21 protein-coding genes are annotated in these 18,950 nt (G+C 48.1%); 14 read left to right on the top strand and 7 right to left on the bottom strand.

The features are described 5' to 3' along the window. The first annotated feature begins 71 nt into the window (after positions 1-71). From IY568_RS08555 to IY568_RS08545, 3 genes are all read left to right on the top strand, one after another. Positions 72-875 (top strand): DUF2071 domain-containing protein, encoded by an 804-nt coding sequence (locus IY568_RS08555; protein WP_194867314.1) that lies wholly within the window; start codon positions 72-74, stop codon positions 873-875. A 45-nt stretch (positions 876-920) separates the two neighbouring features. After that, a complete protein-coding gene (locus tag IY568_RS08550; RefSeq protein WP_194867313.1) occupies positions 921-1,550 on the top strand; it encodes a DsbA family protein in 630 nt (209 codons plus the stop codon). Between the two features lie 244 nt (positions 1,551-1,794). Next, a complete protein-coding gene (locus IY568_RS08545; protein ID WP_194867312.1) occupies positions 1,795-2,733 on the top strand; it encodes a PD40 domain-containing protein in 939 nt (312 codons plus the stop codon). A 269-nt stretch (positions 2,734-3,002) separates the two neighbouring features. On the opposite strand, the gene IY568_RS08540 is transcribed toward IY568_RS08545, so the two are convergent. Then, positions 3,003-4,214 carry an endonuclease/exonuclease/phosphatase family protein gene (locus IY568_RS08540; RefSeq protein WP_194867311.1) on the bottom strand — a complete coding sequence of 404 codons (1,212 nt, stop codon included), beginning with the start codon at positions 4,212-4,214 and terminating at the stop codon, positions 3,003-3,005. Between the two features lie 116 nt (positions 4,215-4,330). Between IY568_RS08540 and IY568_RS08535 the strand changes: the two genes are divergently transcribed. After that, positions 4,331-4,771, top strand: a complete 441-nt coding sequence (locus IY568_RS08535) for a hypothetical protein (RefSeq protein WP_125559420.1) — start codon at positions 4,331-4,333, stop codon at positions 4,769-4,771. Between the two features lie 69 nt (positions 4,772-4,840). Here the strand turns inward: IY568_RS08535 and IY568_RS08530 are convergent, their stop codons facing one another. Further along, positions 4,841-5,674, bottom strand: a complete 834-nt coding sequence (locus IY568_RS08530) for an alpha/beta fold hydrolase (protein ID WP_194867310.1) — start codon at positions 5,672-5,674, stop codon at positions 4,841-4,843. Positions 5,675-5,831: 157 nt separating this feature from the next. Here IY568_RS08530 and IY568_RS08525 point away from each other — a divergent pair, with 157 nt between their 5' ends. The 6 genes from IY568_RS08525 to IY568_RS08500 all read left to right on the top strand — a co-directional run bounded on the left by IY568_RS08525 (position 5,832) and on the right by IY568_RS08500 (position 11,471). Continuing rightward, positions 5,832-7,196 (top strand): DASH family cryptochrome, encoded by a 1,365-nt coding sequence (locus tag IY568_RS08525; RefSeq protein ID WP_194867309.1) that lies wholly within the window; start codon positions 5,832-5,834, stop codon positions 7,194-7,196. Then, on the top strand, positions 7,193-8,644 hold the full coding sequence (locus IY568_RS08520; RefSeq protein ID WP_194867308.1) for a cryptochrome/deoxyribodipyrimidine photo-lyase family protein: 1,452 nt from the start codon (positions 7,193-7,195) through the stop codon (positions 8,642-8,644). The genes IY568_RS08525 and IY568_RS08520 overlap by 4 nt, the downstream gene beginning before the upstream one ends. Before the next feature lie 3 nt (positions 8,645-8,647). Further along, entirely contained in the window at positions 8,648-8,800 is a 153-nt protein-coding gene (locus tag IY568_RS08515; protein ID WP_125559426.1) for a DUF2256 domain-containing protein, read from the top strand. Further along, a complete protein-coding gene (locus tag IY568_RS08510) occupies positions 8,793-10,355 on the top strand; it encodes a cryptochrome/photolyase family protein (RefSeq protein WP_194867307.1) in 1,563 nt (520 codons plus the stop codon). The genes IY568_RS08515 and IY568_RS08510 overlap by 8 nt, the downstream gene beginning before the upstream one ends. A gap of 62 nt (positions 10,356-10,417) precedes the next feature. Further along, a complete protein-coding gene (locus IY568_RS08505) occupies positions 10,418-11,086 on the top strand; it encodes a flavin reductase family protein (RefSeq protein WP_138538284.1) in 669 nt (222 codons plus the stop codon). Further along, positions 11,079-11,471 carry a hypothetical protein gene (locus IY568_RS08500; protein ID WP_194867306.1) on the top strand — a complete coding sequence of 131 codons (393 nt, stop codon included), beginning with the start codon at positions 11,079-11,081 and terminating at the stop codon, positions 11,469-11,471. The genes IY568_RS08505 and IY568_RS08500 overlap by 8 nt, the downstream gene beginning before the upstream one ends. A gap of 16 nt (positions 11,472-11,487) precedes the next feature. Here the strand turns inward: IY568_RS08500 and IY568_RS08495 are convergent, their stop codons facing one another. From IY568_RS08495 to IY568_RS08485, 3 genes are all read right to left on the bottom strand, one after another. Further along, positions 11,488-11,844: a DUF6768 family protein gene (locus tag IY568_RS08495; protein ID WP_058795310.1), complete on the bottom strand. Its 357-nt coding sequence runs from the start codon at positions 11,842-11,844 to the stop codon at positions 11,488-11,490. Next, entirely contained in the window at positions 11,841-12,359 is a 519-nt protein-coding gene (locus IY568_RS08490) for an RNA polymerase sigma factor (protein WP_194867305.1), read from the bottom strand. The genes IY568_RS08495 and IY568_RS08490 overlap by 4 nt, the downstream gene beginning before the upstream one ends. Before the next feature lie 63 nt (positions 12,360-12,422). Beyond that, positions 12,423-13,316: a LysR family transcriptional regulator gene (locus IY568_RS08485; RefSeq protein ID WP_194867304.1), complete on the bottom strand. Its 894-nt coding sequence runs from the start codon at positions 13,314-13,316 to the stop codon at positions 12,423-12,425. Between the two features lie 98 nt (positions 13,317-13,414). On the opposite strand from IY568_RS08485, the gene IY568_RS08480 reads away from it, so the two are divergent. Further along, positions 13,415-14,401: a zinc-dependent alcohol dehydrogenase family protein gene (locus tag IY568_RS08480; RefSeq protein WP_125559438.1), complete on the top strand. Its 987-nt coding sequence runs from the start codon at positions 13,415-13,417 to the stop codon at positions 14,399-14,401. A gap of 353 nt (positions 14,402-14,754) precedes the next feature. Then, the gene (astB, locus tag IY568_RS08475) at positions 14,755-16,092 is read left to right on the top strand and encodes an N-succinylarginine dihydrolase (RefSeq protein ID WP_194867303.1); all 1,338 of its coding nucleotides are present in this window, start codon (positions 14,755-14,757) and stop codon (positions 16,090-16,092) included. An 11-nt stretch (positions 16,093-16,103) separates the two neighbouring features. Here the strand turns inward: astB and IY568_RS08470 are convergent, their stop codons facing one another. Then, positions 16,104-16,874, bottom strand: a complete 771-nt coding sequence (locus IY568_RS08470; protein ID WP_125559442.1) for a helix-turn-helix domain-containing protein — start codon at positions 16,872-16,874, stop codon at positions 16,104-16,106. Between the two features lie 176 nt (positions 16,875-17,050). Here IY568_RS08470 and IY568_RS08465 point away from each other — a divergent pair, with 176 nt between their 5' ends. Together IY568_RS08465 and IY568_RS08460 are read left to right on the top strand one after the other, a co-directional pair. After that, positions 17,051-18,073, top strand: a complete 1,023-nt coding sequence (locus IY568_RS08465; RefSeq protein ID WP_194867302.1) for a M23 family metallopeptidase — start codon at positions 17,051-17,053, stop codon at positions 18,071-18,073. 114 nt (positions 18,074-18,187) lie between these two features. Beyond that, on the top strand, positions 18,188-18,622 hold the full coding sequence (locus IY568_RS08460; protein ID WP_194867301.1) for a GNAT family N-acetyltransferase: 435 nt from the start codon (positions 18,188-18,190) through the stop codon (positions 18,620-18,622). Positions 18,623-18,679: 57 nt separating this feature from the next. Here the strand turns inward: IY568_RS08460 and IY568_RS08455 are convergent, their stop codons facing one another. Beyond that, a complete protein-coding gene (locus IY568_RS08455) occupies positions 18,680-18,949 on the bottom strand; it encodes a hypothetical protein (RefSeq protein ID WP_125559448.1) in 270 nt (89 codons plus the stop codon). Position 18,950 lies beyond the last annotated feature (1 nt).

Below are 18,950 nucleotides of genomic sequence, written 5' to 3'. Positions count from 1 at the left end.
CGTGTAGGATAAAGGAACGGCCTTGTAGGGGAAATGGCAAGGCCGTTTGTTGTGCACTGAAGGAGCGACCTATGGACTCTTTATCATTCAAAGATTTTTTAAAACCGAGGCCTGCACCTACGGGCATAGATGTGCTGTGTAAGCTTCAGCATTTTGCGATCATTACGTATGCTGTTGATGCTAGCAAGTTTGCTGGTCTATTTCCGGCGCGCTTCAAGCTTGATACCGTGATGATAGATGGCGCGGAAAAGGGGTTAGTGTCTGTCGTGCCTTTTATCGATGTTGACTTTACTTCGGCTGTTTATCCTTTCCCTAAGTACACAATGGGGCAAACCAACTATCGTATCTATATCATAGACAAGGAATCTGGAGAGCGGTGTGTTTGGTTTCTTGGTACCACACTTGATTCGTGGACGCGCATTGTGCCTAGTATGCTCTGGAAGCTTCCCTGGTATAGTGGCAAAGTGGTTTTTGATTGTGATTATGACCAATCACAGGGGGTATACCGTCGTTATAAGATGCATACCACGGCACACTGGGCACCGGCCAGCGTTGAGTTGATGCAGCAAAAAGATGTGCCTATTGAGTTACCTGGCTTTCCTGACACAGAAACAGGGCTTGTTTACCTGACCCACCCTTTAACTGGTTTTTACTACCGGCGTGATGGTCGTCTGGGCACCTACAGCGTATGGCACAAAGAACTCAAGGTTTGTTCTGCGATTTTGAAATCCGCGAACTTTGGTTTACTCTCTCGTCTGGGCCTGGTCTCTGACGCGGAGCAGCAAAAGCCACACAGTGTATTAGTGGAACCAGTCAACGAGTTTACGATTTACCTGCCTCCAAAAGTACTGAAAGCCAGCCCGGAGCACGCTTGATCTGCAACAGGGTTGCGTCGGGTAATACACCAAAGTGAGAAAACAATGCAATTTATCTATGTAATGGACCCTATGTGTGGCTGGTGCTACGGATTTCAACCTGAATTAGAGCGGTTTTTAACTCCTTATCCCGATGCACAGGTGAGCTGGGTAATGGGGGGACTGGCACCAGATACGACGCAGCCCATGGCGCAGAGCTTAAAAGATACGATTGCTTCATATTGGGTTGAAATAGAGCGCAGAACATCGGTTACTTTTAATCATGACTTTTGGCATCTTAACACCCCTGTGCGTGCAACCTATCAGGCTTGTCGAGCGGTCATTGCTGCACAAAGCCTGAGAGAGCAAGGTTTACAAGAGCATGGCGCAATGGACATGGCCAAGGCCATTCAGGCAGCCTATTATCAGCAAGCTAAAAACCCTTCGTTAGATGCCACTCTGGTTGGGTGTGCAACGGCCATTGGTCTGGACGGCGTGCAGTTTGAATCGGTATTGCACGCTGCTGAAACTGAAGCACAATTTCAGCAGCATTTAGATTTAGCACGACAGCTTCAGGTAACAGGCTTTCCGGCACTGTTTTACATTAATGAAAATGGGTACGCTTATCCGTTAACTCTGGGGTTTTGCTTCGCTGAAGAGTTGGAGCAGCGATTGAAGACCTACACCAAGTCATAAAGTTCAAATACAAGCTGGTTTATCGAAGGCTGGCTGCTTTTCAGGCGAGTGCTTGCTGTAGTTTTTGCAAGTAAAGCACGCTATCCATGGTATTGCCAAAGAAGATCTATGCTATGGAGTTACGAGCATTTTTCACATGTTCAGATAAAAATTTGTGGGTACAGGTTTTACATTAGTTTACACGGAGTATTGTACTAAACCTGATACATTGTCCTTAGGTATTAAAGAGCTTAAGGGCAAAACCATGAAAATAAGCCAAACTATTTTACAATCTTTATTTGTTGTAAGTGCGATGGTCGCTGATGTTAGTGCCGCAGAGCCAATCCAAATCAGTGATACATTATGGTTGGGTCAAAAACCGCCAGGCACTCAGCCAAAGCAGTTTGCCCCTGATCTGGTATCTCTTGAAGGTCGATATGAGTTTGGGGTGTCGTTTTCTCCGGATCTGCGAGAAATGTACTTTACCGCTTTAGATGTGGTTGAGGGAGCAGATACCTACCCACAGATTTACCATACAAAGCTGGCAGGAGGACGCTGGACAAAACCTGAAAAAGCGAATTTCACCCAGGGCAAAATGGCTTATGAGTTGGTCCCCTATGTGAGTTTGAATGAAGACAGAGTGTACTTTACCGCGCGTGAAGCCAATGCAAAAGACTCTGGCATCTGGTACGTATCTCGAAATAAAAGCAGCCAAGACGCTAAAAGGTGGGAGTTGTCACTGAATACTGGCCGCCTGTCTGACTTTAACCAGGCGAGAAATGGCGATTTGATCTTTACCAACATGAAACAACGAAAGATGTATATTGCCGAAAATAATGCCGGACATATCTCGCCACCCAGGCCAATGGATATCGCGTTTGGGATCCATGGCTTTATGTCACCAGATAATGATTACTTGCTGGTAAATGCAAGACACAGAAAGGATGCCAGCAGAAAAGACAGCGATCTATTTGTGTATTTCAGAAAGGAAAACGGCGGGTGGTCTGAACCCGTAAATTTGGGCACCCTTATTAATACACCCCATTCCGAAACCGTACCGCGTGTCACACCAGATGGCAAATACCTCTTTTTTGGTCGATATAATGAGCCTGGCGGTATTTCAAACATTTATTGGGTCAGCACGAGTGTGATAGATAAACTAAAAACGGCCTATTTCGAAGGGCGACATTCTGAACGGTTGTGATCATAGCACAGGGCGTTGATTTTAACTTCGCCTAGAGTGCTTTGCCGGATCAGGTGGATCGACCTAACCTGCAATTATGATCGTTTGAATTATTGGATTATATGTTCAAAAAGCGCCTTGTGAATTCGATGGTGTCAGAAGGTCGTTTTAGAGAAAGCCAAATCAGTTAAAGCTGCTAATGGCTTTCTTGTACATTGTGTGAGGGTTGGTAAGGCACTGATATTCATTGTGCCTTAGCCAAAAACAGCCAAACCCGTTAGCCTGTCTTGCTAGTTGTCACAATGTGTGTCCGGCAGCGTGATATCGACCCATACCAGACGGTGGTCAGAAGAGGATGCTCTGTCGGCTACAAGCTCTGCGCCAGCCTGGTTCTTTGCAGGCCAAAATACACCACTGTCACTGACGGTCAGGTTGGCAGACGGTAACACATAGTCTGCGCGCATGCCCCAGTGTGCGGTATGTGATGCAGCATGTTTGTTATCCGGTTTATTGAGTCGTCCACCTTCAGAGGTAGGAGCCGGGTAATGATTCACACGCGGATGTTTCAGTAACTGATCAATCGCACCAGGGTATGCGTCGCCATCGACAGAGCTGGCATTTAAATCACCTAAAATGACAAATGACTGAGCGGCAAATCCACCGCGTTGACCCATATCGTCGTATATGTAGGCGTTACCGGTTGAGCTAATGTAATCCTTCCACAGCCTGAGCTCATCGTGATTACGCTTACCGTTTCTGTCCTCGGGTCCGTCAAAAACGGGGGGCGTTGGGTGACTGGCTAATACGTTGATCTGCTGATTGCAAACTTGTACCGGAATATCCCAATGCGACTTGGATGACAAGCGCATGGCCGAGACCTCTTCTTTTGAGTACCAGCTGCTTCCATCCGCCTGCGTTGGCATCAGATTGTTTGGCATATCTTTCCACAGAAAGTGTTGAAAAGTTCTGATCTGATCCTGCTGAATGGGATACCTGGATAATAACACCATGGCATATTGGCCAGGATATTTGCCAAAGCCATAATGTGTCAGGCGGGCATTTTTGTCGCCAGCAAACGGCGTCTCTACGCCAGTGTTAACCGGTGCCAGATACACGTAGGGATATTTAATTGGATCAAAACCGTTCTGAGATACTTCAAGATAATCACGCTGGAACAGGTGAATGCCTTGCTGAGGATCTGCAATGTAGTCGAACTCGTTTAGCAGAATAATATCAGGTCGGGTACGTTGGATGATCTCAGCGATATTGTTGATTTGACTAAAGTCCCCACTTTTTAACGCCACGGTTAATGCATTATCCGATGGCGTTGTGTGGTTTGTCATATCGTAATTGGTTGCTTCCATACTGACGTTAAAGGTCGCTACTCGTAGCGTTTGATTATCTTCCGACATTTTTTCAGAGGCCGTATTGGTTGAGGTGCTTTGACAGCCTGTGCTCAAAATAGCCGTTGCTAGCACGACAGGTAAAAAATTTGCTTTCATTGTTTGCCTGATCAAATTGAAACTGGCTTAACTATAGCGTTTTTCGACAACAAGATGTGTTAATATTTCGTTGGATGTTTGATTCTAAGTCTAGGTTATATAAGGAGCTTGCCTGCATGGGTCGTCGATATGGTATCGCTTTATTGTTGTTTGCTGCGCTGAGCGCCTGGCTGGTTGCTGGTGCGCATTTATCCTGTATTTATTTCGGTCCACAGTGCTATTCCGCGCAAATGGCACCGCCTTTTGTTGTAGAGTCGGCGCAGGCAGGCACTATGCTGGCGCCTTTAGCCACCATCGCGGCGTCTGCAATTTTTATTGTGCTGGGCTGCTATGCTTTTTCTGCAACCGGACTCATGCGGCGATTACCCTTGCTTAATGTCGGGATATATAGCATTGCGCTGGTATGCATTATTCGTGGTTTATTGCCAATTCAGTTGTTTGTTCGTCATCCTGAAAAAATCAGCAATACAGTATTGTGGGTTGGTGTTGCCTGGTTGCTTGTCGGATTGTGTTACTTGCTGGGCTATCGGGCGGTGAAAAAACACCGCGCAGACTAGCTGTTGTTTACTCCGGGCTGGCACATAGGTCAGGGCACTGAATAGTGCCCTGTATGAGGTAATGAATACTCAGAGTTTGGCTTTCGCTACCATGGCTTCTATGTGTTTTATCGCAATCCAGGGGTCTGACTCATCAAACAGGTGTGAGGCGTATTTCATTGTTACCGCTTTGGTGTGTTGATTCAGCGTAGCCAGTTTCTTTTGTGCGTCATTCCAGGTTTGCGTGTAAACGTCTATATCCGGGTAGCTCATTTTGGTTTGCCTGATTGTGACGTGCGGGATACCACGAGAAAGCACGGTAACAGGCAAGTCTGCTTTTATTTTATAGAGCGCAGAGTGGCTGGAGGCTTCTTCAAAATCTTCGAATGAATTATGTTCGCGCTCCCAGTTAATAATCATCTTCATTGTGTCCCAGCCAGGTTTTGACATCTGTGCTTTCATCGCGTCGTACCAGGATTCATGGGCTGTGTCTATCAGAACCATGCCGTGCACTTTATCCGGATATTTGCTTGCATAGGCACGCGCGACAAATCCGCCGAAAGAATGAGGCACCAGTACTAGCGAGTCGACCTTCAGGTGTTCGATAAGTCCGGCCAGTTCATCACGCAGTTCGGCCATAGTCCTGACTTTGGGGTTGTCATATTGGCTTTCGCCATAGCCTGCACGGTCGTAAAAACACAGCCGGTAGCCTCTGGGGTTGGCGTTGTGGTAGGTATTTTTATAAGTTGTGTGTGCATCCAGGCCCATACCGGATACCAGCAGGGCGGTGACTTTGCCTTCGCCCTGGCACGCATAGGCGATTTTCTTCCCGGCAATTTCTGTATAGTGGTATTCGTGTTGGTGCTGGGCGGCATGGCCCGAAAATGTTGCGCCTACAAGCACGGCGACGGCGAGTTTGTTCATAGTGCAAGTTCCTGTTGTTGATTATTATTTAGTCCACTAGTAAATAGCATAACGCAGAATTTATTGAACTTTCAATAAATAATGAAAGTTCGCTATTGAACTTTTTCTCTGCGCATTCCGTAAAACAAGGCATGCTAATAATCCAACAGGGCTGCGCGTGAAAAGAACGCTTTACTGGTTTACTCAAGACCTCAGGCTGGATGATAATCTGGCACTCGATTTTGCCACTCAAAACAGTGATCACATTCTGTTTGTGTATGTGATAAACCCAAGGTATCGCATACAGACTAACTATCATTGCAAGTTGCTCGGTGACAGGCAGGCAACATTCATTGCTGATTCACTGTTAACACTCAGCAGCCAACTACAAAGCTGCGGTCATAGTTTGTTGGTTGTTGAAGGTGAACCACATCAGGTTTTGCCACACCTGGTAGCAAAACACGAGATAGATCAGGTGATTTGCGCCGAACAGGTAGGGCTTTATGAACGCAAGTCCGTGCAAAAAATGCGCAGCGAGTTGGGGTCTGTCCCGTTGCACAGCTTCTGGCAGCATACTTTGTTTGAACACACCCAGATACAAACTGTAAGTCGCGATTTAGGTAACTTTACTCAGTTCAGAAAACGCGTAGAAAAAGCGCCTCTGTCGGTAGTAACATCGTGTCGCTTCGACCCATCGCGATTACCTGCCCCCCTTATCACAGCAAGCAGTGCCAACGAGCAGGGCATATTGCATCAGTGGCACGCACAGCGCCAGGATCGGTTGACTGAAACCAGAGTGCCACTGGACTTTCCCGCCGGGGAGGAAGCCGCGCAAGCTCATCTTAGGGATTACTTCGACAGTGGTGTGGCCCGCAGATACAAAGAAACCCGCAACGCGCTGGATGGCTGGCTCAACTCAACCAAAATGAGTCCCTATCTGGCGTTAGGTAATCTGTCGCCGCGCCAGGTTTGGTGGGCGACAGAAGCATTTGAAAAACAGGTTGTGGCGAACGAGTCGACCTATTGGGTCAAGTTTGAACTGCTGTGGCGTGAATATTTCCAGTGGCTTTGCCTAAAGCTTGGGCCGCAACTTTTTCGATTTCAGGGGCTGGCCAAATCTAAACCCTTAACCACTTTTATGCCTGAACGTTATACGCGCTGGTGTCAGGGCAATACGCCTGCGCCTTTGGTGAATGCACTGATGAATCAGCTTAATGAAACGGGATACATGTCAAACCGGGGCAGGCAAATTGCTGCGAGTTACTTTGTGAATGAACTGGGGCTGGACTGGCGTTATGGTGCTGCCTACTTCCAGCAGCAGTTGCTCGATCATGATGTCGCTTCAAACTGGGGCAATTGGCAGTATATAGCTGGGGTGGGTGTCGACCCGCGTGGTGGGCGCCATTTTAATATTGAAAAACAGGTTCAATTGTATGACGAGCAGGGTCTGTTCGTGCAAAAGTGGCGCGGTGAGCAGAGCGTTTCATCTGTGGATAGTGTGGATGCAGCAGACTGGCCCACGTTTGCTGAGGAAGACGTATGAGTGTGGCGGTCGTCTGGCTCAAGCGTGATTTAAGGTTATCCGATCACGCGCCTTTGTGTCAGGCCATTCAAAGCGGTCATCCCGTACTACTCTTATATTGCTTTGAACCCATGTTACTGGACGACCCACATTATTCAGCTCGCCATTGGCAGTTTGTTTTGCAGTCTTTACAGGACATCAATGGGCGGGTTCCGCACGGGTCTTTATGGGTATCGGACAAACCAGCATTAGACGCTTTACAGCAGGTCCACGAGACCTACCAAATCGCCGGACTGTACTCTCATCAGGAAATCGGTCTGGCGAACACGTTTGAACGGGACAAGGCAGTCGCAACCTGGTGCGCGGCGATGGAGATTAACTGGGTTGAGTCTCGTTGTGGCGCAGTATTAAGAGGGCTTAGACAGCGGCAAAATTGGGATAAGCGATGGCAAAAAACTATGCGTGAACGCTGTGCTGATCCTGATTTGTCACAAGTAAATTGGTTTTCAACAGACACGACTTGTGCTCAACTGAGCGATATTCAACAACGCTTTAATGCACCGCCGGGAACTTTTCAGCCAGGTGGTGAAACTCAGGCACACCGTATTTTAGCCGAGTTCTACCAGGGACGAGGTAAAGGGTATGCCTATAGTTTATCCAGCCCGTTACTCAGCCAGCAGGCGTGTTCACGTATGTCTGCTTATCTGGCCTGGGGTAATATCAGTTTGCGTCAGGTGTACCAGAGTGTGCTAGATCACTGGCAAATGGTGGGCTGGCGTCGCACTCTGGTGGCCTTTTCTTCCAGGCTGCATTGGCATTGTCATTTCATTCAGAAGTTCGAAAGCGAATGTGACATGGAGTTTCGGCACATTAATCGGGGTTATGATCACTTGCCTCGCTGTACCGGAGAGGAAGCGCAACAAAGGCTAGTTGCCTGGGAAACGGGTAATACTGGTATTCCTATGGTGGACGCCTGTATACGGTGCCTGATCGCCACGGGTTACATCAACTTCCGTATGCGCGCTATGCTGGTGAGCTTCTTATGCCATCACCTAGAACTTGACTGGCGTTTGGGTGTTGCGCATCTTGCCCGGGTCTTTTTAGATTTCGAACCGGGTATTCACTACAGCCAGTTTCAGATGCAGGCAGGTGTGACAGGCATTAACACCATTCGCATTTATAGTCCGGTTAAGCAGGGCGAAGAAAAAGACCCGCAAGGAGAGTTCGTCAAAACCTGGTTACCGGCACTCAAAGATGTGCCAGCTCCTTTGGTTCATAAACCCTGGGAGCTGTCGCCGATGGAGCAGCTAATGTATGGCGTGGTGCTTGGTGAGGATTATCCTGAGCCCATTGTCGACTTAAAGCTAAGCTATAAAGCTGCGCAGGAGTTACTGTGGCAATGGCGCAAAAGGCCTCAAGTGAAAAAAGAAGCCCAGCGGATCCTGAAACGACACGTACGTCCGAGCTAAGGTATGAAGAAATCCCAGTTACCAGAAAAAACCTGCCCGGTTTGCCTGCGTCCTTTTTCCTGGCGCAAAAAATGGCAACGAGACTGGCCCAATGTGAAATATTGCTCCAAACGGTGTGCGGGCAACAGGCAAAAAAACAGAGAAACACATGAGTAAACAACTTAGATTGATCCTGGGCGATCAGCTTAATGCAGGTCATAGCTGGTATACAGAAAAGTCCGATGAGGTACTTTATGTTATTGCCGAACTGCATCAGGAGACCAATTACACTCGGCACCATATCCAGAAAATATGCGCGTTTTTTGCTGCAATGAAAGCATTCGCACAGACACTTGAGTCGGCTGGGCACCATGTATTACATCTGACACTGGATGATACGCGGGACTTTGCATCGCTACCTGAGCTACTGACCCACCTGATTAGGGAGCACAATATCGGTCACTTTGCCTATCAGTTGCCGGATGAATATCGGTTGCGCACTCAGTTGGCACAGTTTAGTGACACACTGTCAGTTACTTCGAGTGTCTATGATACTGAACATTTCTATCTGGCTAATGAGCAGCTTAGCAGTTACTTTAAGCCCGATAAACGGCATCGGCTGGAGCATTTTTACCGCAAGATGCGCGGTGAGTTTAATGTGCTTATGGTTGATGGAGAACCGCTTGGCGGACAATGGAATTTCGACAGTGACAACCGCAACAAGCTAAAAGCGGCCGATCTTGCTGAGATACCTGAGCCGCTGGTGTTTGCTAACGATGTTGGTGATATTTTGGCGCGGCTCAAGCGGCATCAGGTTAAAACCATGGGGCAGGCAGATGAGCATCTGCTGTGGCCCGTTAACCGTGTGCAGGCGAAGTCGTTACTGACGTTTTTCTGCCAGCATTGTTTACCGTCATTCGGGCGCTTTCAGGATGCCATGACAGGCAAACTGATCGAGCTGGGTGAGGATCGGGGCTGGAGTTTGTATCATTCTCGCTTATCATTTGCCATTAACGCCAAAATTCTCAGCCCTAAAGTGGTGGTAGATGCAGCGATTGCGGCATTTGAGCAGTCTCAGGGGGCCATCAGCCTGGCACAGATAGAGGGATTTGTGCGCCAGATCATTGGCTGGCGCGAGTTTGTCAGGGGCATTTATTGGGCCAATATGCCAAAGTATGCTGAGCTCAATCATTTGCAGGCCACACGCAGCTTGCCTGCCTGGTTTTGGACGGGCGAGACCAAAATGCGCTGTCTCAGTCACGCTATCACACAATCTCTGACCTTTGCTTATGCCCATCATATTCAACGCTTGATGGTCACCGGCAACTTCTGTCTGGTGGCTGGCATAGACCCAGATCAGGTGGACGCCTGGTACCTGGGGATTTACATCGACGCCATAGAGTGGGTGGAAATGCCAAACACCCGGGGTATGAGCCAGTTTGCCGATGGGGGCATTGTTGGCTCCAAGGCTTACGCAGCCAGCGGAAACTACATTAAAAAAATGAGTGACTACTGCGGCGACTGTGCTTACAAAGTGACTGAAACGGTCTCTGAGTCTGCTTGTCCGCTTAACGCCCTGTATTGGCATTTTATGCAGCAGCACCATACTCAATTCGCCAGTAACCCGCGTACAAAAATGGTGTACAGCAATTGGCTGAAAAAGTCTGATGAAGATAAGCAGGCCGTGCTCACACGCGCTCAATACTTGCTCGACCATATCGAACAGCTTTAATGCTGACGTCAAAACAAACGTAACAGCACACAGAAACAGCGAAAAATGAGGAATTTATAAAGATGATCAAACAGCTCAGCCGGGAAGACATAGCCAATATGCAAGAGCGGGTAAGGGCACGACTGATAAACAGCTTGTCTGGATTTAAAAGTGCCAATCTGGTCGGTACCCAGGATACACAAGGTAACCCTAATCTGGCAATCGTCAGCTCGGTCTTTCATATCGGTGCAAATCCGCCGCTGATAGGCATGATCATCCGCCCAGATACAGTGCCCAGAGATACACTGAGCAATCTCCGGGCCACTGGTCATTACACGCTAAACCATGTTAATTCGACTATTTGGCAGCAAGCCCACCAAACCTCGGCGCGGTACGCCCCGGGCGTGTCTGAGTTTTCAGAGGTCGGACTGGACATGCAGCAGGTTGATGGCATCACAGCGCCTTATGTGGCACAAAGTCAGTTGAAATTTGCTCTGGCATTACGAGAAGTACAGAAACTGGAGATCAATGGCACTATCTTAGTGATCGGAGAGATCATTGATATTCAACTGCCGCAAGATAGCATTAAAGCGGATGGCTACATCGACATTGAGTCTTTGAATACCGTGGCCATTTCCGGACTGGATAGTTATCATGAAACACGAAGGCTTGGCCGACTGAGCTACGCCAAGCCTGAGCACCCACCCAGACAACTCAACCTGAATGGGGAGCAAATCACTGAGCGTGAATAAGGATTTTAAGATCAAAGAGGCACTGACATTAGAAAAGATGGCACATGGGATGGCCGTTGCTCTGGTAGTGTCATTCAAATGTGTGGCACTGGCCGGGCCAAAAATAGCGGTAACCGATACCCAAGAGGCTGGTGTTTATATTGTGTCAGTGTCCGGCTCTGAAGACGACACCACTTCGTTGTTGGCGCGCTGGCATAATAAAGCACTCGCCCTGTGTAAAGGCGGACGTTACCGGGTTGAACCCAACGGTCAGCCTGTGGTGCATGAAAAGCGATGCAGTGATGCAGTGATATCGAGATCTGATGGATTGCACTGTCTTGAAGTTGATGCCAGCGTATTTGGCAAAGTAGTATGTGATAAGGCCCCGTCTACAGTTTCGCGCTAAAGGCAGGGCCCGATAATTATTTGGCTTGAAGTCTTACTGCCAGGTGCGCTATTTCTCTGAGGACACTCTGACGATTCATTTCCATGAAAATCCAAAGTTTGGTGGCGATCTGTACAAGCAATCCGGTGATAAACCATACAGCCCAGAATACCTGATCCATGACTGCGGTGGCGATATAAAACCGATAGCCGCTGTACACAAAGCCGATGGTGATCAGCAGGGCGCTGATTGAAGCCAGGATCACCCAGAAACGGGTATTGCCCTGATACACGTTACCCAGCATAGTGAACAGGCCTTTTTCCTGAGCAAGAATGGGATCTATCTGATTTTGTTCTTGCTGTAATGCTTTACTTATTTCTTTGTCTAAATTCATGCTGTTTGCTCCTCGTTAACCATGGCACGCAATTGTGCCCGTGCGCGGTTTAATCTTGATTTAACGGTGCCCTGAGGGACATCCAATATATTGACAATGTCTCTGAGTGACATTTGCTCTAAGTAAAATAAGTACACACAGTGGCGCTCTTCATCGGCCAGCCGGTTTATCAGCGTCAGGATACTCAGCGAGGTATCCAGATCCGGTGTCTCGAATGCCTGCGTCGGCTGGGTCTCTTCGAAACGATGTTCTGCCAGTTTAAGATCGACAAAGCGACGGTAAATTGCGCGGAACACCCAGGCACGAAATGCACTGGGCTCTTTGAGCTGATTGAGCTTTTTGGCGATGTTAGTCCAGACATCCTGGCAGATATCATCGGCACTGGCACTTTGGCCACTGAGCTTCATCGCAAACCGCCAGCTTGGCTGATAAAACGCTTCGCATAAGGTTTCGAACGCACGCCGGTTACCCTGTTGGGCAGACAATACCAGTAATGCGGCCTTTGATGGTTCCATGCTATTCCTTTGGGCTTTTCTTACAAGACGGCGCAGCATGTAAAAAGGTTCACGCGCAGCAAATTATTTTTCCCAATAGGGGATTTCACCAAAGTAGCTCACCAGGTAATCGATAAAAACGCGCACTTTGGGCGCTAATAATCGGGAGCTGGGATACACCAGCCAGATAGCGGTATTAGATTCGAGCGGATAGTCAGGTAGTACCTCAACAAGTTGACCCGAACGCAATGCTTTATAGGCACTCCAGCGGGAATTAATGGTGATCCCGAGCCCCAGTTGACAGGCCTCTCTGATGGCGTCTCCGTTATCAGCACGTAGCTGGCCTTGCACTTTAATGGTTTGATGGCCTTGAGGCGTCTGAAAGGACCAATGTTCTAACCCGGCTAGGGTAATACAGGCATGTTCCAGCAGGTCTCTTGGGTGTTCCGGATGCCCATTTTTGGCCAGATAATCCGGTGAGGCGCAGAGTAATCGGGTGTCGGTGGATAGCTTTTTGGCAACCAGTGTAGAGTCTTTGAGTGCGCTGTTACGTATCGCGAGATCAAAGCCGCCCTCGACTAAATCGGAAATGGTGTCAGATAGCTTCAGGTCGAGTTTAATTTCCGGATACCGGGCAAAAAAGCCGGGCAGAGCAGGCAAAATGTGCATTCTGCCAAAGGATGCTGGCATGGTTAACCTCAGCGTTCCACTGGGCTTTGTACTGCCGGCGCCAATGGCGGCTCGCGCGGCCTCGACCCCATTAAGCACATCTTCGGCATGGGGCAAAAACGCCAGCCCTTCTTCGGTTAAAGATACTTTGCGTGTTGTGCGATGTAGCAGTCTGACCCCGAGGTCGGTTTCGAGCTTACTAATATGGCTGCTTGCGACAGCGGCTGACAACCCCAGATCCTGGCCTGCCTGGCTAATGTTACAGGTGGAAGCGATGCGCACAAACAACTTGAGATGCTCAATGTTCATTATTAACAAAATGTATAAAGTGATTATTAAATTCAGTCTATTATCAATAAATAAAAAGGCAAGTATAGTTTTAGTCATCAATACAGGAGAGCATAATTATGAAAGCAATGGTGTTAAATCAATATGGTGAAGAGGCAGCATTTTCCTTAACCGACGTGGCTAAACCTCAAGTAGTGGCAGGTCATGTTCTGGTGCAAGTAGCGGCAAGCAGCGTCAACACGGTTGATACGATGATACGTACCATGGGTGAAGCCTTGCCTTTGTCACCGGCCTTACCAGCCGTACTCGGGATGGACTTTGCGGGTACCGTGGTTGAAGTTGGAGAGGGTGTAACGGATTTTGCCGTAGGAGACGAAGTCTACGGGTGTGCCGGTGGTCTGGCTGACTTACAAGGCGCACTGGCGGAATTTATGTTGGCCGATGCCCGACTCATTGCGCGTAAACCCGGTAATCTGAGCATGCGAGAAGCGGCTGCTTTGCCTTTAGTAGGGATCACGGCTTATGAAGGGCTGCAGCGGGCCGGGATAGGGGCAGGCCAGCAAGTGCTGGTACATGGCGGCTCTGGCGGTGTTGGACACGTTGCCGTGCAATTAGCTAAACACTTTGGTGCACGAGTATACTCGACCGGTGGCGGCGATGCTCAACTTGAGCTGATCAGTCGCCTGGGCGCGGTACCGATTAACTATAAAACTGAACAAGTTGCAGATTATGTGGCCACACATACCGACGGCAGAGGATTCGATGTGGTCTTTGACTCAGTGGGCGGCGCCAATATGGCCAACTCGTTCGAAGCCGCCGCATTGAACGGCCATGTCGCTTCGACTGTGGCTATGGTGGATCTTGACTTGTCAGTTGCCCACTTTAAAGGACTGTCTTTGCACGTGGTCTTTATGCTGATCCCTATGCTGCATAACCATAAACGTGAAGATCATCACCAGATCCTGAATGCCCTGACAACCATAGTTGAAGCCGGAGCGCTTGTACCCGTGTTGGATGAGCAAGATTTTGAGTTGTCGCAAGCTGGTCTTGCGCATGCGCGACTGCAAAGTGGTCAGGCGATGGGCAAAGTGGTAATTGACGTTTAACGAATACGCGCTTAGCGCTTAATTTTTAAAGATCCCCGGGTTGAGTGTGGTGTATCGCACTCAGCCTGTACTTAAAACAGCTAATTTAATTGCCCCTCACACGACTGTTTTCTTTTTGTCATTTCACGCTCAAATTTTTGTCATATTGATTGAATTACGACTAACTTATAGAAGCTTTGTCTGCTGGCACAGGTTTTGAACTTACCTTTGAGCTAACGTGCATAGGCATAATAGTAACCTTATGAATAGTATTGATTTTTTATTTCATTCTCTAAGTTGAAAACAGAACAAGAATAACCAATCTGGTGCAATGCTCAGCAAAACAAAGGCGCTCTGCACCAAAAGGGGGCAACATGAACTATTACGAAGTAAATTTTGATGGCCTGGTCGGCCCAACACACAATTATGCGGGATTGTCTTATGGCAATGTGGCATCCAAATCTAATGCCAACAAAGTATCCAACCCAAAACAGGCGGCATTACAGGGGCTCGAAAAAATGTGGCACCTGGTTCAACTTGGTTTACACCAGGGCGTCATAGCGCCTAATGCTCGTCCTGACCTGCGTACCCTCAGAGTATGTGGGTTTAGTGGCACAGACGCAGAGGTGATCAGCCAGGCTGCAAAATCGCAGCCTCAGTTGCTCAAAGCCTGTTACTCAGCGTCTTCGATGTGGACTGCGAATGCGGCGACGGTATCACCCAGTTGCGATAGTGCAGATGGCAAAGTGCACCTTACGTCTGCAAACTTAAACAATAAATTGCACCGGGCTATCGAAGCGCCTCAGACCAGCCAGATTTTAAAAAGTATTTTTAACAACAAAGACTATTTCAGCCATCATGACGCATTGCCTCAGCATCCGATGTTTGGAGATGAAGGGGCTGCTAACTATACACGACTGGCTGACAGCTACGGACATCAGGGGCTGGCGTTATTTGTCTATGGTGAAGATGCTCTGACTCAGGTTAAGCCACAGCTGTTCCCCGCGCGACAAACTCGCCAGGCGTCTGAGGCGGTAGCGCGAAGTCACCAGCTTGACCCACAGAGCATCTTATTTATTCAACAGAACCCTGAAGTGATCGATCAGGGTGTGTTTCATAACGATGTCATAGCCATAGGCAATGAGAATGTTTTTCTGTTTCATGAGCAAGCTTTTTATCAACAGCAAAAGGTGATTGAACAGATAAACTCCGCATATCGGGGTGACAGGCCACTTCACCTAATTGAGGTAAAGAATGCCGATATCAGTGTTGAAGAAGCGGTAAAAAGCTACATCTTCAACAGCCAGCTGGTCAGTTTACCTTCAGGCGGTATGGCCATCATCGCGCCGGGGGAATGCCAGACCGTGGGGAAAGTTGAGCAATATCTGTCGGCGCTGTGTCAGGCCAGTAACCCGATCAGCGAAGTAATATATATGGATCTCAAGCAAAGTATGCAAAATGGTGGTGGACCGGCTTGTTTGCGACTAAGAGTGACGTTATCGGAGCAAGAGCTCAATGCGGTGAATCCGGCATGCTTGCTGGATGAACACACCTATCAGCGCTTGAGAGACTGGATAAACAGGCATTACCGTGACAGGCTGAGTGAGGCTGACCTGGCTGATCCAAGTTTGTTAACTGAGAGTCAGCAGGCACTGGATGAACTAACGCAGCTGCTGAACCTGGGCGCCATTTACCCATTTCAACAAGGATAAGCCCCAGGGCGCTAGTCCAACGCAATGATGGGGGCTTCATTAAATACGTCGGTATTGAGCGGGTGCATAACCAGAGTGACCTGAAAATCAGGTTGCTCACTGTGTTGCGCAAAGGCCTGCTCTGCTATGTGGGCGTATTTGCTGACGCTATCTTGTAATTCCTGCCACATTTTATCCCGTAGTATGGGCGGTATCTTCATCGGCTTAATTAAGACATGATGCTCTGGCGTTCTCGCCGGGGCCATCACAGCGTCCAGTGTTTGCGACATGTGTTTACATACTGACTGCTTTATTACCAGGCTATCTGGTGCAAACCCCAATGGTGGATGTACTAAAAATTTGAATTGGTTATTGGGGTGTAATGCTAAAAGCTCAATATCCTCAAGCGCCCGTAAATATCGATAACTGGAAAGCGCGCTCAAATTAAACTCAGTGGCAATGTGTTCTACTGTCTGCTGATGATAAAACAGCCGGGAAAAGTAGCTTAACAAATGTGGATTTTTTGCAAAGGCCTGATCCTGGCGCGCCGTAAAGTAGGTGTGTGCAGGTGTATCCTTTACACTCTTACCCAGTAGTTCAGCGGCGTCCAGGCCGCACAGTTCTGCCAGTGTTAACAGCCTGTTCAGGCTGATATCATCCTGGTTCAGCATTCTCTTCACGGTATTTTCTGACACATCAAACAACCCGGCAACGTCCTGGTAGGTTAACTCCCTGGCCTTTAATTGTGATTTAATTTTATCAAGACAGCGCCTGACGACGTGCTTGTTCAGCTCCTTGGTCATTCTTATTACTCCGGGATAATAAGCAATCAAGGTATCACAATGTGTAAGTTTAAGTATCAAAATATGGTTCTTTATATCTTGTTATTGTTGAACTATTGTGCCGACTTACGTGGATGGCTAGAGTGTCAGCCAGGCAGTAAGCAGTTTATTGAATATCAGGTAAAGGAATAAAGAGTATGGCGAAAGAGTTAGTATCAAGCCGGCATAAGGCGTTTGCATTTACCTGGCTGATCCCCATGGTGATGGCAGTATGCATAACTATAGGTGTGCAGCTGCTCTGTCAATGGGCCTGGCAGTTCCGTTTGTCGGTTCCAGCTAAGTTGGGCTTGTACTTTTCTGTACACTTTTTCAGTGCCTGGCTATTAAAAAGATATATCGTTAATCAGTTTGGCGAAGGCGGTGAGCAACACCCCGGATTAAACTGGCCTCGTCCAGGCATTCACCGTTATCTTGGCCGTTACGGTATGGTGTTGACGGCGCTTCCCTCCATGGCGCTAACGCTTTTGAATCCCATACTGCTATTTCAACAGATTAAACTACTTGCATGTCAGCTTTCGGTTGGAAAAAGAGTATCGACACGGGCAACAGACATTGCCGGATATAAAAATAAGGTATGTTATCGTTTGCCGTTTGAAGGTCGCTGGCTGGTATACAACGGCGGCAACTCACCTTCAACCTCTCACTCCTGGGATGTGCTCTCGCAAAGATATGCATTGGACTTTGTGATGGTCGATCACACTTATTCACGCCATAAAAATAACGGCCTTGCTGTGCAGGATTATTATTGCTTTAACCAGCCAATTGTAGCGGCGGCAGAGGGGGAAGTGATTTCGGTGTTCGATAGAGTCGCTCAGGCGCCATTGCCAGGGTTTGGGTTAATAGACTTTCTTTGTTGTCACTTTGCTGGCAACCATGTTGTGATCAAGCATGCACCCGGTGAATATGGTTTTTATGCTCATTTAAAAAAAGGGTCAATTTCGGTCAAACCCGGTGATCGCGTTGGTCAAGGGGAGCTGCTGGGGGTATGCGGGTTTAACGGCTTTACCAGTGAGCCCCATTTACACTTTCACCTCCAGGATCATCCTGATATTTATTGTGCAATGGGGTTACCTGTTAAGTTCACAGGGGTTGAGGGTGAAGGCGTGCATTCTGACCCTGTGCATATTAGCCGTGGTATGCAGGTGATCCAGAGGAAGTAACTGGCCAGCACACCAGTACACTTTTTAACTAAGTGCTTGCTTTAGTGTTGGGGTCGAAGGTTTAATGGGGCAATAACAAAAACCAATCCTGTCACCATTTTTAGGGAGTATAAAATGCCGGCCTATACAATTAGTTGCGATCCTAAACGACTCAACTTTGATCTCATTCACGATTTTATTTCAGATTCCTACTGGGCAAAGGAAATCCCTCGTGAGGTCATGAAAAAGGCCATTGAGCATTCCTTGTGTTTTGGCGTCTACACCGATACGGCTGAGCAGGTAGGGTTTGCCCGAATGATCACGGATAAGGCAACGTTTGCCTATTTGGCGGATGTATTTATTGTGGAGTCACATCGAGGCAAAGGGCTAAGCAAGCAGCTCGTCGATACCATTATGCAACACCCGGACCTTCAGGGCTTACGCAGAATCATGCTGGCGACTAAGGATGCGCATGGTTTGTATGCGCAATTTGGGTTCAAAACGCCGGACGACCCCAGTATTTTGATGCAGATCTGTCGCCCTGATATTTACCAGGTTTGTCAAAGGTAAGAGCAGCGGGCAGCTCTGTTAGTATACTTGAGCTGCCCTGTATTCAGTAGGTGAACACTACTTCCAGTTTGACTTATCCCAGTTAGTTTTATCCCAATTTGCACCGATTGTTATGGTTGCTTTGCCCTCGTCCGGGTCATCCCCATCTTCCACAGTTTCATCAGCATCATTGTTATCATCACCCTGAGGTGTTTCATCAGGTTTGGTCGTGGTGTTATCTGAGCTAGGAGGCTTTTGTGTAACTTGTTGACTTTCATCAGAGCCAGAGCCCCCACATGACGCAACCAAACTTACAACGACCACGATGAATAATAGGTTGTAGTTCATA

The organism is Pseudoalteromonas sp. PPB1, assembly GCF_015356275.1.
Lineage (GTDB): Bacteria > Pseudomonadota > Gammaproteobacteria > Enterobacterales > Alteromonadaceae > Pseudoalteromonas > Pseudoalteromonas rubra_D.
The sequence above is the reverse complement of the archived record's forward strand: the minus strand, read 5'-3'. Positions and strand labels throughout refer to the sequence as shown.